The sequence below is a fragment of the Pseudomonas putida genome, assembly GCF_001976065.1.
GTDB classification, from domain to species: domain Bacteria; phylum Pseudomonadota; class Gammaproteobacteria; order Pseudomonadales; family Pseudomonadaceae; genus Aquipseudomonas; species Aquipseudomonas serbica.
Map to the genome: position 1 here is coordinate 115,322 of NZ_MNAH01000002.1, position 14,148 is coordinate 129,469.

Genomic DNA, 14,148 nt, shown 5'->3' on the forward strand with positions numbered 1-14,148 from the left:
GCTTGCTGGCGATGCGATGGTGGCCGTCATGCCGCTTTCGCTGGCAAGCCAGTTCCTGCAGATACTTGTTCAGGCGTCGTTGATCGTGCGCCGTACCTTGTCCAGCAGTTCATTGATCTGGAACGGCTTGATCAGTATCTCCATGCCATCACCGAGAAACACCTGGCGGTTGATCGCGGTTTCGGCATAGCCGGTCATGAACAGGATCGGCAGGTGTTCGCGCCAGCCTCGCGCGATGTCGGCCAGTTCGCGGCCGCTCATGCGCGGCAGGCCGACATCGGTCAGTAACAGGTCGATGGATTCGTCGTTCTGCAGCCGTTCGAGCGCCTCTTCGATGTCGCTCGCCTGGGTGCAGCGGTAGCCGGCATCCGCCAGTACTTCAGCGACGAACATGCGCACCGACGGCGTGTCTTCGACGATCAGTACATGTTCACCACCACCTTCTGCCCGCATCGTCGTCGATTCGACCGGGCTGGCGGTGGGGTCGGCGCTCGCCGGCAACATGATGGTGACTTCGGTACCGCGCCGCGCCACGCTGCGGATGTGCGCATCGCCACCTGACTGGCGAGCGAAACCGTAGATGGTCGACAACCCGAGCCCGGTGCCCTGGCCAAGTGGTTTGGTGGTGAAGAACGGGTCGAAGACCTTGTCGATCACGTTGTGTTCGATACCGGTACCGTCGTCGCGCACCGACAGCGCGACATAGGCGCCATCGGCCAGGTTGGGATCGCCGTGGGAATAGGCAGCATAGGTATTGACCCAGATATTGCCACCCTGGGGCAGGGCGTCGCGGGCGTTGATCACCAGGTTGAGCACGGCACTTTCCAGTTGAATCGGATCGACCAGCGCGATGGCCGGTTTGCTCGTCAGTTCAAGCTTGAGGGCAATGCGCTCGCCGATGGTTCGCACCAGCAACTCCTCGAGCGAACGGATATGGTCGTTGATGTCCACGGGCCGGGTATCGAGTGGCTGCTGACGGGCGAAGGCAAGCAGGCGATGGGTCAGGGAGGCGGCACTCATGGCCGAGTTCAACGCCGCTTCGGCATAAAACTCCACCTTGTCCGTGCGAGACTCGGCGACACGCTTCTGGATCAGTTCCAGGCTGGTGATGATGCCGGTGAGCAGGTTGTTGAAGTCGTGGGCAATGCCCCCGGTCAGTTTGCCCAACGCGTCCATTTTCTGCACCTGCAACAACTGGGCTTCGGTACGCGCGCGTTCGGCGACCTCATTGGCCAACTGGGTCGTGGCGTCGTCCAGGCGCGCCAGGTGCGAGCGTTCACGGTGACGGTGTTCAGTGACATCCTCGACGAACACCAGGCTCAATTCCGGGGTGCGGTACGGCGAAATCTGCCACTCGGTTTCGCGAATTTCACCCTGCACGCGCATGCTCAAGGTGCCTTTCCAGCGTTCGCCATACGCCAGGCGCAGGCGCAGTTCCTCGATGACCGCGCACTGATCGTCGGCGAAACACTGGCGCAGGGAATCCGGCTCGAGGTTGTCCTGAATCAATTGGGCGAACGCATGGTTGCATTCGTGGACCTTGAGTTGCGCATCCAGCACGGCGATGGGCGCTGACACATTGACGAAAATCTCGCGAAAGCGCGCCTCGCTTTCACGCAGGGCATTCTCGGTTTCGCGCACCCGCAGCAAGGTGCGCAGGGTCGCCAGCAGCACATCCGGGTCCACCGGGTGGATCAGGTAGGCGTCAGCGCCGGCGTCGAGGCCGGTGATGATGTCACCGGTCTGGATTGAAGCCGCGGACACATGGATCACCGGGAGCAGGGCGGTAGCCGGCTCCGAGCGCAGTTTGCGGACGATGTCGAAGCCACTCATGTCCGGCAGGTTGACGTCGAGGATCAAGGCGTCGATCGCCACACTGGCGATCAACTCCAGGCCTTCACTGCCGGTGCCGGACTCCAGCACCTCATAGCCGTGGCGTTCCAGGCGCCGGCGCAAGGCGTAGCGTGTGGCGACGTTGTCGTCGACAATCAGCAAGCGCAGGTCACGTTTCATCGGCAGGCTCCATGGCGATGGCCAGCGGGATGATCACGAAAAAGGTCGAGCCCACGCCCGGCGTGCTCTGTACCCCGACTTCGCCGCCCAGCAGCAGCGCGAAGCGTTTGCACAGCGACAGCCCGAGCCCGGTTCCACGCAGGCGTTTTTGCAGTGGAGAGTCGACTTGGGAGAAGTCTTCAAACAATGCGCCATGTAGCTGCGCAGCGATACCAATTCCGCTGTCGCTGACGGCGAAACGTACGTAGTCATTGTTTTCCAGGCGCGCCGAAACCCGGATTTCCCCGCGGGTGGTGAACTTCAACGAGTTGGAAATGAAGTTGCGCAGGATCTGCGCCAGCTTCTTGTCATCGGTGTACAGCCGGGGCAGGCCTATCGGTTCCTCGAAGATCAGGTCCACGGCGCTGGTATCGACAATGGGGCGAAACATGCCCCGCAGGGCGGCGAACAGGTCGAACATGTCGAACCAGGCCGGTGAAATGGTGATGCGCCCGGCTTCGATCTTCGCCAGGTCAAGCAGGTCGTCGACCATGTCGCTCAGCTCTCGCGCGGCATTGCTGACGAAGGCTACTTGCTTGTGCTGCTCGCTACTGAGCGGCCCGTCGAGTTCATCAGTCAGCAGGCTGGCAATGCTCAGGATCGAGCCCAATGGCGTGCGAAACTCATGGCTCATATAGGACAGGAAGCGGCTTTTGAGGTCCGAGGCCTGGCGCAGTTGCTCGGCCTGGTTGTCGAGTTCGGCATACAGCGCCAGGACGCCCTGGTTGGTTTCATCCAGTTCGGCACGCAAGGCAATGGCTTCACCTTGCAAACGCGCGATCATGGCGGCTTGTTCGTCGATTTGACTCATGGGTGTTTCAGCCATGGGCTGCCTCCAGGGCAATGACCAGCACCGTGACATCGTCTCGTCCACGACAGAAATCGCGGTGCAGGATGGCGGCAATCACGGCAGGATGGCGGTGCACCAGGCCGGGGTAATCCGCAAGGTTCCAGCGCGATTGCAGGCCATCGCTGTACATGATCAACAGTTGTCCGCTTACTTGAGCATAGTCAAAGGGCTGCGCCTTTCGAAACTGCCCTCCGACGATGCCGGGGTGGGAAGCCAGGCCGCGGGATTTGTCCGGTGCGACCAGACACGCGCCGATGTTGCCGATGCCGACAAATTTCAACGTGTCGCTGCCAGCATCGAACTGGGCAATGGCCAACGCACCGCCACGGGTACCGGTCATGGCTTGATGAATGTCTTCCAGCACCAGCAGCGGTGATGCGAAGGGCCGCAGCGCATAGGCTTTCTCGCCGGCGCGGGCGGCAAGTTCGGCTTCTTCACCGTGGCCCAGGCCATCGATCACCAGGGCGCTGATGCGTGGCCCGTCCAAGGCCAGGTGCCAGGTATCGCCGCAGGCGGGATCGTTGCGCAGCGAATGCTGGCTGACACCGAAGCGATGATCCGCGGCCTTGTCCGAGCGTGGGTACAAGCGCGTGAGCAGCACGGCACCCCGTGCATCGGCATACACATCGAACACCTCGGTCTGGCGCGACACGGCGCCCAGGCCGATGCCCTGGGTGCCACCGGTGGAAAAACCGTCGGCCAGGCATGCCTGCAGATCAAAGCCCTGGGCGCGATCGATGGCGACCATCTCGATGCCGGCGCCGCTGGCCCGGGGCAAGACCCTCAGGTGCAGTTCGCCACGGGCGGCGTGCTTGAGAATGTTACTGGCGAGCTCGGTGGCGACCAGGGCTACCCGTCCTGCATCCGTGGTGTCGAAGCCATGCTGCTGCGCGAGTTTCTGCGCGGTGCGGCGTGCATGACCGATCTGGCTGATGTCCTCGATGACCAGCGCTTGTGTCATCGAACCACCGAAATTCATGTCCATCGGGTAATCGTTACGCGAGTACCCTTTCCCGGTGCAGTGTCGAGTTCGAATTCATTGACCAGGCGCTTGGCACCGGTCAGGCCCAGGCCCAGGCCGGAACCTGAGGTCCAGCCATCGGTCATGGCCAGTTTGACGTCGGGAATACCCGGTCCTTCGTCACGAAAGACCAGGCGCAGACCTACGCGCGGGCTCTCGTCGAGGATTTGCCAGTCCATGTCGCCACCGCCGCCGTACACCATGGTATTGCGCGCCAACTCGCTGACCGCGGTCACCAGCTTGGTCAGGTCGATCAGGCGCATGCCGCATTCCTGGGCGAGTTTGCGCGCCAGTTGGCGGGCCAGGACGACGTCCTGCTCGATGTGAATGGGATGAGTGCCGCTGCTGCGCACTGTCATTGCTCGCGTACTCGTTCGTGAAGCAGTTTCATCCCGCGCTCGACATTCAGCGCGGTACTGACCCCGGGCAAGGTCAGGCCAAGTTCCACCAGGGTGATGGCCACCGCTGGCTGCATGCCGACCAGCACGGTCTGGGCATCCATGATGCTCGACAGCCCGGAGATGGTGCCGATCATCCGGCCGATGAACGAATCCACCATGTCCAGGGCGGAGATATCGATCAACACGCCGCGGGCGGAGGTCCTGCTGATGCGCTCGGACAGGTCGTCTTGCAGGGTCAGGGCCAACTGGTCATGCATGTCCACCTGGATGGTCACCAGCAGGAAGTCGCCCATTTGCAGAATCGGAATGCGCTCCATCGGCTCAGTCCGCCTTGCTGACGGTCAGTCCCAGCCGGGTAAGGGCCAGTTTCAGGGCGTCGGCCAGGTTGGCCTTGGTCACCACGCCTTGCAGGTCCAGGCCCAGGTGCACGATGGTCTGGGCGATCTGTGGGCGCACGCCGCTGATGATGCAGTCGGCACCCATCAGGCGGATGGCGGTAACGGTCTTGAGCAGGTGCTGGGCCACCAGGGTATCGACGGTCGGCACACCGGTGATGTCGATGATGGCGATCTCCGAGCCGGTGTCGACGATCCGCTGCAGCAGTGACTCCATCACCACCTGGGTGCGTTGCGAGTCCAGCGTGCCGATCATGGGCAGGGCCAGGACGCCATCCCACAGCTTGACCACCGGGGTCGACAGCTCCAGCAGCTCTTCCTGCTGGCGCTTGATCACCGCTTCACGGGATTTCTGGAAGGTGCGCAGGGTGTGCATGCCCAGGGCGTCGAGCAATTCGGAGATTTCCCAGAGTTGCTCGGCCAACAGTGCGGGGCTGTCCTGGTAATGGTTCTGCAACAGGGCAAACAGCGGACCTTTGAGCGAGAAGATAAAGCTGGCGGTCTGGTGTGAATCCTGGCCGAGTTGCGCGCGGCTATTGGAGAGTTTGTCGAGGAACTGGCGGATTTCGTCCCAGCTGGCGGCGGCAATGTTCTGGCCATTGCCATTTTGCAGACCCGAGATGACCAGTTGCAGGAATTCCGAGGTCTGCTGTTGCAGATCCTGCTCTTTGATATTACGCGTGGCGCCGTTGGAATCGAGGCTGTTTTTCCATTCGGCAAGCAGTTGTGCCTGGTTTTTCTTCATCATATCGAGTGTGCTGGTTTGCAGTGCCGCCATGTGACTGGACTCCTTGAAAGTATGCGGCCGATTCCCCAAAAAATGACCGGCGCAAAGCAATGACATTTGGCGGATGAAATAGTTGTTCGCGTTCGACAGCTATTTTCATCCGATACCCAAGGACTGTAGGACAAAGACGAAGGGAACGTTGGTCGCGTGGTGGATTCGAACGGTTATGGCCCGGCTGTGTCGGTTGGGCAATGACGAACGAGGTCCTTATGAAAGATGACAATGAAGCAGACGAAAACGCGAAGACCCCCGAGCCGGAAAGTGCCGACAAAGCGGTCGATCAGAAAAATGTACACAGCGACAACGACAACGAATTCAGCCCGGGCTTCAAACCCACTCCCGATCGCCCCAAAGCTGGCGATGACACGGATGCCGACATCGATACCGATGGCGGCTAGGCCGGCCACAAACAAAAAGACCGCATCGATGGATGCGGTCTTTTTGTTTGATGAGTGGACTATTTGTCCGGATGGGCGGCTTGGAGCTTTTTCGCCATATCCAGGTGTTTTTCCAGCCCCGGCAACATTTTTTGCGCAAAGCCCTTGAGCTCCATTGCGCCTTTGGTTTTGTCGTCGGTCACGGTGTTGGCTTGTTTCTTGAACAGCTCGATGGTGTCTTCGTGAGCCTTGACCTGATTGTTGGCATAGGCCGAATCGAAAGATTCATCACGCATATCGAGGATTTTTTCCTTGGCCTGTTTCACCAGTGTCGTGGTGTCCGGCACTTCAATGTCATTTTTTTTCGCGATGGCCGCCAGTTCATCATTGGCCTTGGAATGATCGGTGATCATCATGTTGGCGAACGCCTTGACATCGGCTGACTGGCTTTTTTCCAGTGCCAACCGGCTGGTTTCGATTTCGGCGATCCCGCCTGCGGCGGCCTTGTCGACAAAATCGTTATCGGTTGCTGCGAATGCCGCGCCCATGGTGGTGCTCAAGGCGATGGCCAGAGTGAGGTGGCGCAGGTTAAATCCTTCCATTGGTTCTTCTCCACACAGTTATTCATGGGCGATCGAGTTGATCGTTACTCTGTGGAGGTGGCGAGCGGTGCAAAGGTTTTATCGCATTTGCGACAGGACGACGAACGGGCACCGCTGGTCTGACAGGTGGTCGACAGAACCGACTAACCAAGGCCATTCTGATAGTTGGCGAACGCAATCAATCGCGTTTGCTACCGATTAACAAACGGAGGTGTTCCATGCCGGTGCCCCATGACCTTTATCAGGATTTGAGTTGCACAAAGGAAGAAATCCAGCAGAAACGCACCAAGGATCCGTTACTGGATTCACTGATCAACAAATATTCGCAGGCGGATGCCGAAGTCGTGAAGGCCGAGCAAGCCAAATCCAGCGATGATGCAGTGACAAAGCTCAAGGCCAAGCGCCTGGAGGTCAAGGACAAGATCGTCAGGCAACTCCAGGCGCCGTAAGCCACCGACAATCGGTGGCTGAATAATTGGAACGGCGAAATCAACCGGCACCTCGAATGCTCAGAGCCCGATAACGCGGCTTCATGCGAGGTGCCTCATGTCCGATGCAAAATTCCCCAGCGAAGAACAAGGTGGCTACGACCCCATCCCCACCCATCCAGAACCCTTGAGTCCCGGCCGTACTGCCGTCAATCCGGAGGATGAGCCGGGCATTGATGAGCTGCCGAACAATGAAGGTGCCATCCCCATGGATCAGGACGACGGCACTGACATCGATCGGGAGCGGGTGCGTGAAGAAACCGATAATGCAGAGTCCGATCCGCGGTAGTCCTTGTGGGAGCGAGCAGGCTCGCTCCCACAGGTTCACTGAAGCGCCGTACTCAGCGGCAACCGCGCCATGTTTTTCGCTTTCAACGAGCCAAAATACAACCACTCCCCATATTCACGCACGGTGGTGATCGGCGAGTAATTGCCGCTGCTGCCGTCCTGCAGGTTGGCGACCACCTTGCCCTCCAGGTCCAGCCCCAGCACAAAAGCGCGTTTTTCCACCGGCTTGGGCAGGACGGTCATCGCTCGCGCAATCATCTTGCGCACGAAAGGGTAAGGTGCAGTCTTGTCGAGCAGGGCGTTGCGCGGCGCATACAGCGCCACCCAGAACCGGTCGCGGCCATTGAAGGCCAGGTTGTCCGGCATGCCCGGCAGATTGTCGATGAACAGGTCATGGGTGCCGGCGTTCGGCCCGCTCAACCAATAGCGCCTGATGCGATACGCGCCTGTTTCGTTGACCAGCACAAAGGCATCGTCCGGACCCAGGGTGACACCATTGGCAAATTCCAGCTTGTCCAGCAGCACCGTGGTCTTGCCGGTCTGGAAGTCATAGCGCAACAAGCGCCCGTCGCCGCCATGTTCGATGATTGCCTCGCCATCCTTGCCGTAGCCGAACCGGCTGGAGGCATCGCTGAAGTAGGCGTAGTGCCCGGGCTTGTCGATCGCCACGTCGTCGGTGAAACCCAGCGGCACGCCGTTGGCGCTGGTGCACAACGCTACCAGGCGACCCTGGGCGTCCAGCGACAACAAGCCCTTGACGGCGTCGGCGATCACCAACAGTCCATTGGGATGCCGGGCCAGGCCCAGGGGGCGGCCGCCGGTGTCAGCCAGCACCTTGGTGTCCTGGCCGTCGAGGCTGGTGCGAATGACCCGGCCATCATGCAACCCGGTGATCAGCGCATTGTTCTCCATGAGCAGCGCTTCGGGGCCGTCGATGTTTGCGGCACCGACGGGTGCCACAGCCTTGAGGCGCTGATTGTCCGCGTACGGTCCGCTGCTGAGGGAGGGGGTGGGTTGTGGTGACCAGGCGACGGGCTTGACCTTGGTCGGCATCAATAGCAGGAAGGCGCCAAGGGCGACGATCAATAGCAATACCCAATGATGAAAGCGGTTCGGTCGGCTCACGCACGGACTCCTAAAGACGTCAGGTATTTTTCCACGGTATTGCGAAGCGCCAGCATCGACGCCGCCGATTCGCGCTCGATCCGTCGCTTGAGCAGCAATTGGTTGGCCATGCGCATCACCAACCCGCTGAACTGGTATTCCAGCGTGCGGACAAACCGCGAGCCATCGCCCTCGGCCGCGCATTCGTAAGTCAGCCGCAATGACAGGCCATTGTCGCCATGGGCACGGGCAACCCAGCGTCGTCCGGGCAGATACTCATCGACCACCCAGCTCAAGTGTCCGTCACGCCCACCGGCGCGGATGTCCTCTTCGAACCGCGCGCCCGCATGCAACGGACCGTTCTGGCCGTTTATCCTCAGGGACGATGGGTGCCAATCCGGCCAGCGGGTCACGGTACTGGCATAGGCGAGCACGGCGATGGGGTCGCCGGCGATGTCGATCTTGTGCTGCATGCGGGTCATGGGTGTTCTCTCCAGGTGCCTGAAGGCCGGCTCCGGTTCCGGTTCCCAGTAGAGGGTGCCGAACAGGTAATCCATCAACGGAAATACGATGTTGAAATTGCGCTGCTGCATCATTTCGCGGCGGTGATGGAGTTCATGCAGGCGACGCATCTGGCGGATCCAGGGCAGGCGCGTGATCCGGTTGTGCGGCGGCAGATGCTCGCAGGCATGGAACACTTCATAGGTCAGGTACCCCAGGACCAGGCAGCCACCGACCAGTCCGGCAACGTTCGCATCCAGATGCTTGAGCAGCCACCACAGTGGCACGGTGATCAGCAGGGTGTGCAACACGATCAGCCAGGGCGGGAACAGGATCACCCGCCAGTCGCGAGCGCTGTCGTAGGACATGTGGCCGGGGGCGAAAAAACTGTGATGGTCGCCGGCATGCCGGGCATAGAACAGTCGCGCGAAGTTTTTTTTGTGATGACCGAGGTGCCGATGCACCAGGTACACGACGAGATTCAAGGACAACAGGGCCACCGGTACCGCCAGCCATTCAAGGGGCCTTACCTGGTGCACGGTGCTCCAGAAAATGCCGATCGCCACCAGGCCGAACACCAGGACGAAGGTGCCATGGAGCCAGGGGTTATAGCGGGGATGAATGTCGCAACGGTAACGGGCGCGGAATGCTTCGGTGGTCTGCCTCACTGCAATCACCTGTCGTTATAGTTATCTCCAGCAGATTAGTCGATCCCCGGGTTTTGGCTGGCAGCCGGGCTGGATTTTGTTGCCGCCCCATCTTTCGTGGCCATACCCGATCTACTACTGACGTTCGGTGCCTCGCGGGGGGCAAGAAGTTCAAAAGCAAAATCCTCCTACAGGTCTGTACGCGTCCCCTGTAGGCGCTGGCTTGCCAGCGATGGGGCCCGCAAGACCAGTGCAATATTCAAAGCTGACTCAAGTCAGCGGATTCCAGCGCTGCGACCAGTCGTCATCGCTCTTGATCACCTCGCGCAACAGATCGAAGGCCCGTTGCAGCGCGGGCGAATCGCGGTCGCGGGAGTAGACCAGGTAGGTGGGGTAACTGAATTCCGGCGCCTTGGGCACGGGCTCCAGCATGCCGTTTTCCAGGTAGCTCTGCACCACCCGGGTGCGGAAGTAGCCGCTGCCGCCGTGTTCGAGGATGTACTGCAAGCCCAGGGGGCCAAGGTTGAAACTGAGCGCCGCCTTGGCTTTTTCCGGCAGGGCGGCGTCGTGCTGACGGCGAAAGTGCTGGCCCCAGTCGATGTAGACATAGGGTTCGGGGCGTTCGGGGTGGCGTACGAGGATGAGTTTTTCCTCGAGGATCTGCTCGACCTGCAGGCGCGGCCAGTACTCGGGTTGATAGACCAGCGCCGCATCGAGCACGCCAAGCTCCAGTTGGCGCAGCAGGTTTTCGCCGTCGCGGATTTCCATGCGCAGTGCATGGCCGGGAACCTTCTCGCGCAATACGCCGGCCCAACTGAGCATCAACGGATTGCACAGGCTGACCTCGCCACCGATGTGCAACACGTCGTGGAACCCCTCGGGCAAGGGCAAGTCCCGGCGTGCGGCTTCCCAGGTTTCCACCAGTTGATTGGCATAGATCACGAATGCCTCACCATTGGGCGTCAGGCGGGCGCCGGCGCGGTTGCGCACGAACAGCGTGCTGCCCAGGTGGCTTTCGAGCTTCTGGACCCGCGCGGTGATCGCGGTCTGGGTGACGTGGAGCTTCTCGGCCGCCGCGGCAAGGCTGCCGTGGCGGACGATTTCCAGGAAGGTGCGGGCGAGATCGATGTCCATGGGGCGGCCGATGCGGGAAATACTCGCATTGTAGGAGCAGGCTTCACCAGCTGTCACAGGTGGTGTTCAGCGATGAAGAATGTACCTTCCACGCAGATCCAATGTGGGAGCGGGCTTGCTCGCGAAGGGGTCATGTCAATCAACGGAAATGTTGACTGAACTACTGCCTTCGCGAGCAAGCCCGCTCTCACATTGGGTTGCGATGTTAGCGAAATTGTCGATCAAAACGCGAAACAGGAGCAGCCAAACGCCCCCCAGAACCCGCGGAAGTCACTCACCGGCGCATCCGACAAGCGCGCCCGCTCATGACTGTGCGCATGCACCGCACAGGCCCCGACGCATTGATGCACCTGGGCCGTCAACGGTGCCGAAGCTTTCCAGTGCCCTGGCACCTTGGCCACTGGCGACCACTCCGGTACCACGGGAATGGGCGGCGGCCCGAGTTTTTCGAACTCGACGCTGGCGTACACAATTTTGCCATCGACCAGGGTCAGCACCGATTCGATGTCTTTGATGCCCTCGGCCTCCATGTGGAAATAGTCCCCCGACAGGGCAATCAGGTCCGCCAGTTGCCCGACCTTGATCTGCCCCTTCTTGCCTTGCTCGGAGGAGAACCAGGCGCTGCCGTGGGTAAACAGCTCCAGTGCGGTGTCTCGGCTCAAGCCCTGTGGGTACAACGCCAAGCCGCCGACCGTGCGGCCGCTGACCAGCCAGTACAGCGAAGTCCAGGGGTTGTAGCTCGACACCCGTGTCGCATCGGTGCCGGCGCCTACCGGTACGCCTTCGGCCAGCATGCGGGCGATTGGCGGCGTGTGTTCGGCCGCCTTGGCGCCGTAGCGGTCGACGAAGTACTCGCCCTGGAACGCCATGCGATCCTGAATGGCAATACCGCCGCCCAGCGCCCTGACCCGCTCGATGTTCTGCGCGGTGATGGTCTCGGCGTGATCGAAAAACCACGGCAAGCCGTCAAAGGGAATGTCGCGGTTGACCTTCTCGAACACGTCGAGCATGCGGCTGATGGATTCGTTGTAGGTAGCATGCAGGCGAAACGGCCAGCGTTGCTCCACCAGATGGCGTACCACCGGTTCCAGGTCCTGTTCCATGGAGGCCGGCAGGTCCGGGCGCGGCTCCAGGAAGTCTTCGAAATCCGCCGCCGAGAACACCAGCATTTCCCCGGCGCCGTTATGCCGCAGGAAATCGTCGCCCTGGCCGTAGCGCGAGGTGCTGGTCCAGTTCTTGAAATCGGTGAGCTCTTCCTTGGGTTTCTGGGTGAACAGGTTGTAGGCGATGCGTACGGTCAACTGCCGGTCCTTGGCCAACTGCTGGATGACCTGGTAGTCGTCCGGGTAATTCTGATAACCACCGCCGGCGTCGATCGCGCTGGTGACCCCCAGGCGATTGAGTTCGCGCATGAATTGCCGGGTCGAGTTGACCTGGTACTCCAGCGGCAATTTCGGCCCTTTGGCCAGCGTCGAATACAGGATCATGGCATTGGGCCGGGCGATCAGCATGCCGGTCGGATCGCCATTGGCATCGCGCTGGATTTCGCCGCCCGGCGGGTTCGGCGTGTCGCGGGTGTAACCCACCACTTTCAAGGCGGCGCGATTGAGCAAGGCGCGATCGTACAGGTGCAGGACGAACACCGGCGTGTCGGGCGCGGCCTTGTTCAGTTCGTCGAGAGTGGGCAGGCGCTTTTCGGCGAACTGGAATTCGTTCCAGCCACCGACCACCCGCACCCACTGTGGCGTTGGCGTGCGGTCGGCCTGGTCCTTGAGCAGGCGTAGCGCATCGACCAACGACGGTACGCCTTCCCAGCGCAGTTCCAGGTTGTAGTTCAGACCGCCACGGATCAGGTGCAAGTGCGAGTCATTGAGGCCGGGGATCACCGTGCGCCCGTGCAGGTCGATGACTTGCGTAGCGGGGCCTTGCAGGGCCATGGCCTGGGCGTCGCTGCCGACCACCACGAAGCGTCCGTCCTTGATGGCGACGGCACTGGCCTGGGGTTTCTTGCGATCGACGGTGTGCAGGCGTCCGTTGTAGAGAATGAGGTCGGCGGGGGTGTCTGGCATGGTTTTACTCCCAGCGAACAGCGGGCTGATCCAGGCACCGACAGCGCCCGCGGACAGGCCTTGGAGAACGTGGCGACGGTTGACACCGTTGTGTTCCTCGGGTGGGCTCATGTCAGTGCTCCGCGCAACGTGAGTTGAGGGCAAACAGCTGAAGGCGCCGCATGCGGCCAGATGGAATATAGACGGCAAATCCGCGGGCGGTGGTTTTCACGCGTCGAAAACGACGAATCCCGCCACAAGGGGCGGGATTCGTTTGCAGCCAGGCGCGCTTGCGACAGTCGCAAGCAGCGCAATCAGGCCGGGAACAGCTCGGACAGTTTCATCGCCAGCATCATGTCGCCTTCAGCGCGCAGCTTGCCGCCCATGAATGCCTGCATGCCGTCGGTTTCGCCGCTGACGATGCCTTGCAGGGTTTCGCCGTCCATCACCAGGGTCACCTGGGCGTCCGGGTTTTCGCCTTCCAGCAGCTCGCAGGTGCTGTCCTTGACGACCAGCGAGAAGTTCTTGGTGTCGTCGATGCGGAAACCAAAGACCAGGTCCAGGCCGGCAGCAGCGCCTGGGTTGAACTTGGCTTTCATTGCTTGTACTGCATCTGCTACGGAGGTCATGGTTTGATCCTTTTTCTGGTAATTAGAGCAGGGTGATTACAGCCAGGGTGACAATAGTCCGGAAGTCCGGACTCAGCGAAACGTGATGAGTTCGGGGGTCTTCAGCAGTTGCAGGTGTGCATGACTGTTGAAGGAAGCCAGGGCCACCTCGCGACCACGGAATTTCAGGTGGTTGAGCGAAGTGTTGACGATTTGCCAGTTCAATTCAAAAGCCTGTTTGGCAGGCATCTGCGTAATGAGGTGGAGCAGGGCGGTGATGGTGCCACCGGAGGTGAATACGGCGATTTTCTGAGTGTTGTCGGCCTGTTCGAGGATGCGCTGCAAACCGGCCTGCACGCGTTCGACGAAGCCCAGCCAGCTTTCCAGGCCCGGTGTGTCATAGGTGCCGGCGAGCCAGCGTTCGATGATCAGGGCGAAGATGCGCTGGAACTCGCCACGGTTCTGCGCGGCGTTGCGCAGGATGTTCAGCGCTTCGGGTTCGTCCGCCAGCATGGCCGGCAACAGCGCGCGGATCACCGCGTCGGCGTCGAATTCATTGAAGGCCGGATCGGTCTCCAGGATCGGCACCGGCAGGCCCACGGCGGCGTATTGTTCGAGCGCGCTGTTGGCCGTGTGTTGCTGGCGACGCAGGTCGCCCGACAGGCAGCGATCGAAGCTGATACCGAGTTCGGCCAGGTGCTGGCCGAGGATTTGTGCCTGGCGAATACCGGTGGGCGACAGGACGTCATAGTCGTCTGCACCAAAGGAGGCCTGGCCATGTCGAATCAAATAGATGCTGCCCACGTCCGCGTCATCCCGGTACGTTGAAGGTTTGGCGAGGTTAT

At 60.9% G+C, this 14,148-nt stretch carries 16 protein-coding genes; 3 read left to right on the forward strand and 13 right to left on the reverse strand.

What is annotated here, in order from left to right; genetic code table 11:
* Positions 1-69: 69 nt before the first annotated feature.
* Genes BKX96_RS07165 through BKX96_RS07190 form a run of 6 tightly spaced genes read right to left on the reverse strand, consistent with a single transcriptional unit; the run spans position 70 to position 5,497 of the window.
* Entirely contained in the window at positions 70-2,013 is a 1,944-nt protein-coding gene (locus tag BKX96_RS07165; protein ID WP_077183227.1) for a PAS domain-containing hybrid sensor histidine kinase/response regulator, read from the reverse strand.
* Positions 2,003-2,878, reverse strand: coding sequence for a sensor histidine kinase (locus BKX96_RS07170; RefSeq protein WP_046820173.1), 876 nt, complete (start codon positions 2,876-2,878; stop codon positions 2,003-2,005). The genes BKX96_RS07165 and BKX96_RS07170 overlap by 11 nt, the downstream gene beginning before the upstream one ends.
* Positions 2,871-3,881, reverse strand: a complete 1,011-nt coding sequence (locus tag BKX96_RS07175) for an ATP-binding protein (RefSeq protein WP_046820274.1) — start codon at positions 3,879-3,881, stop codon at positions 2,871-2,873. The genes BKX96_RS07170 and BKX96_RS07175 overlap by 8 nt, the downstream gene beginning before the upstream one ends.
* Complete coding sequence (locus tag BKX96_RS07180; RefSeq protein WP_046820172.1) at positions 3,878-4,282, reverse strand: anti-sigma regulatory factor; 405 nt, start codon at positions 4,280-4,282, stop codon at positions 3,878-3,880. The genes BKX96_RS07175 and BKX96_RS07180 overlap by 4 nt, the downstream gene beginning before the upstream one ends.
* Complete coding sequence (locus tag BKX96_RS07185; protein WP_046820171.1) at positions 4,279-4,641, reverse strand: STAS domain-containing protein; 363 nt, start codon at positions 4,639-4,641, stop codon at positions 4,279-4,281. Before BKX96_RS07185 ends, BKX96_RS07180 begins: the two co-directional genes overlap by 4 nt.
* A gap of 4 nt (positions 4,642-4,645) precedes the next feature.
* A complete protein-coding gene (locus BKX96_RS07190) occupies positions 4,646-5,497 on the reverse strand; it encodes an STAS domain-containing protein (RefSeq protein WP_046820170.1) in 852 nt (283 codons plus the stop codon).
* A gap of 218 nt (positions 5,498-5,715) precedes the next feature.
* Between BKX96_RS07190 and BKX96_RS07195 the strand changes: the two genes are divergently transcribed.
* Positions 5,716-5,904, forward strand: coding sequence for a hypothetical protein (locus BKX96_RS07195; protein ID WP_046820169.1), 189 nt, complete (start codon positions 5,716-5,718; stop codon positions 5,902-5,904).
* A gap of 59 nt (positions 5,905-5,963) precedes the next feature.
* Here the strand turns inward: BKX96_RS07195 and BKX96_RS07200 are convergent, their stop codons facing one another.
* Positions 5,964-6,485: a DUF4142 domain-containing protein gene (locus BKX96_RS07200; protein WP_046820168.1), complete on the reverse strand. Its 522-nt coding sequence runs from the start codon at positions 6,483-6,485 to the stop codon at positions 5,964-5,966.
* 218 nt (positions 6,486-6,703) lie between these two features.
* On the opposite strand from BKX96_RS07200, the gene BKX96_RS07205 reads away from it, so the two are divergent.
* Complete coding sequence (locus tag BKX96_RS07205) at positions 6,704-6,934, forward strand: DUF465 domain-containing protein (RefSeq protein ID WP_046820167.1); 231 nt, start codon at positions 6,704-6,706, stop codon at positions 6,932-6,934.
* Between the two features lie 97 nt (positions 6,935-7,031).
* Positions 7,032-7,262, forward strand: coding sequence for a hypothetical protein (locus tag BKX96_RS07210; protein ID WP_046820166.1), 231 nt, complete (start codon positions 7,032-7,034; stop codon positions 7,260-7,262).
* A gap of 35 nt (positions 7,263-7,297) precedes the next feature.
* On the opposite strand, the gene BKX96_RS07215 is transcribed toward BKX96_RS07210, so the two are convergent.
* The 6 genes from BKX96_RS07215 to BKX96_RS07240 all read right to left on the reverse strand — a co-directional run bounded on the left by BKX96_RS07215 (position 7,298) and on the right by BKX96_RS07240 (position 14,107).
* Positions 7,298-8,386 (reverse strand): SMP-30/gluconolactonase/LRE family protein, encoded by a 1,089-nt coding sequence (locus BKX96_RS07215; RefSeq protein WP_077183228.1) that lies wholly within the window; start codon positions 8,384-8,386, stop codon positions 7,298-7,300.
* Positions 8,383-9,534, reverse strand: coding sequence for a sterol desaturase/SRPBCC family protein (locus BKX96_RS07220; protein WP_077183229.1), 1,152 nt, complete (start codon positions 9,532-9,534; stop codon positions 8,383-8,385). Before BKX96_RS07220 ends, BKX96_RS07215 begins: the two co-directional genes overlap by 4 nt.
* A 249-nt stretch (positions 9,535-9,783) precedes the next feature.
* Positions 9,784-10,647 carry a LysR family transcriptional regulator gene (locus BKX96_RS07225; RefSeq protein ID WP_077183230.1) on the reverse strand — a complete coding sequence of 288 codons (864 nt, stop codon included), beginning with the start codon at positions 10,645-10,647 and terminating at the stop codon, positions 9,784-9,786.
* Positions 10,648-10,868: 221 nt separating this feature from the next.
* On the reverse strand, positions 10,869-12,716 hold the full coding sequence (locus tag BKX96_RS07230; protein ID WP_162488927.1) for an amidohydrolase: 1,848 nt from the start codon (positions 12,714-12,716) through the stop codon (positions 10,869-10,871).
* A 293-nt stretch (positions 12,717-13,009) separates the two neighbouring features.
* Positions 13,010-13,324 (reverse strand): SCP2 sterol-binding domain-containing protein, encoded by a 315-nt coding sequence (locus BKX96_RS07235; RefSeq protein WP_046820162.1) that lies wholly within the window; start codon positions 13,322-13,324, stop codon positions 13,010-13,012.
* A gap of 72 nt (positions 13,325-13,396) precedes the next feature.
* Entirely contained in the window at positions 13,397-14,107 is a 711-nt protein-coding gene (locus tag BKX96_RS07240) for a histidine phosphatase family protein (RefSeq protein ID WP_077183231.1), read from the reverse strand.
* Positions 14,108-14,148 lie beyond the last annotated feature (41 nt).

Excerpts from the sequence above, each read along its gene's own strand:
- BKX96_RS07165 (WP_077183227.1), bottom strand. The coding sequence starts at position 2,013 with ATGAAACGTGACCTGCGCTTGCTGATTGTCGACGACAACGTCGCCACA.
- BKX96_RS07170 (WP_046820173.1), bottom strand. The coding sequence starts at position 2,878 with ATGGCTGAAACACCCATGAGTCAAATCGACGAACAAGCCGCCATGATC.
- BKX96_RS07175 (WP_046820274.1), bottom strand. The coding sequence starts at position 3,881 with ATGAATTTCGGTGGTTCGATGACACAAGCGCTGGTCATCGAGGACATC.
- BKX96_RS07180 (WP_046820172.1), bottom strand. The coding sequence starts at position 4,282 with ATGACAGTGCGCAGCAGCGGCACTCATCCCATTCACATCGAGCAGGAC.
- BKX96_RS07185 (WP_046820171.1), bottom strand. The coding sequence starts at position 4,641 with ATGGAGCGCATTCCGATTCTGCAAATGGGCGACTTCCTGCTGGTGACC.
- BKX96_RS07190 (WP_046820170.1), bottom strand. The coding sequence starts at position 5,497 with ATGGCGGCACTGCAAACCAGCACACTCGATATGATGAAGAAAAACCAG.
- BKX96_RS07195 (WP_046820169.1), top strand. The coding sequence starts at position 5,716 with ATGAAAGATGACAATGAAGCAGACGAAAACGCGAAGACCCCCGAGCCG.
- BKX96_RS07200 (WP_046820168.1), bottom strand. The coding sequence starts at position 6,485 with ATGGAAGGATTTAACCTGCGCCACCTCACTCTGGCCATCGCCTTGAGC.
- BKX96_RS07205 (WP_046820167.1), top strand. The coding sequence starts at position 6,704 with ATGCCGGTGCCCCATGACCTTTATCAGGATTTGAGTTGCACAAAGGAA.
- BKX96_RS07210 (WP_046820166.1), top strand. The coding sequence starts at position 7,032 with ATGTCCGATGCAAAATTCCCCAGCGAAGAACAAGGTGGCTACGACCCC.
- BKX96_RS07225 (WP_077183230.1), bottom strand. The coding sequence starts at position 10,647 with ATGGACATCGATCTCGCCCGCACCTTCCTGGAAATCGTCCGCCACGGC.
- BKX96_RS07230 (WP_162488927.1), bottom strand. The coding sequence starts at position 12,716 with ATGCCAGACACCCCCGCCGACCTCATTCTCTACAACGGACGCCTGCAC.
- BKX96_RS07235 (WP_046820162.1), bottom strand. The coding sequence starts at position 13,324 with ATGACCTCCGTAGCAGATGCAGTACAAGCAATGAAAGCCAAGTTCAAC.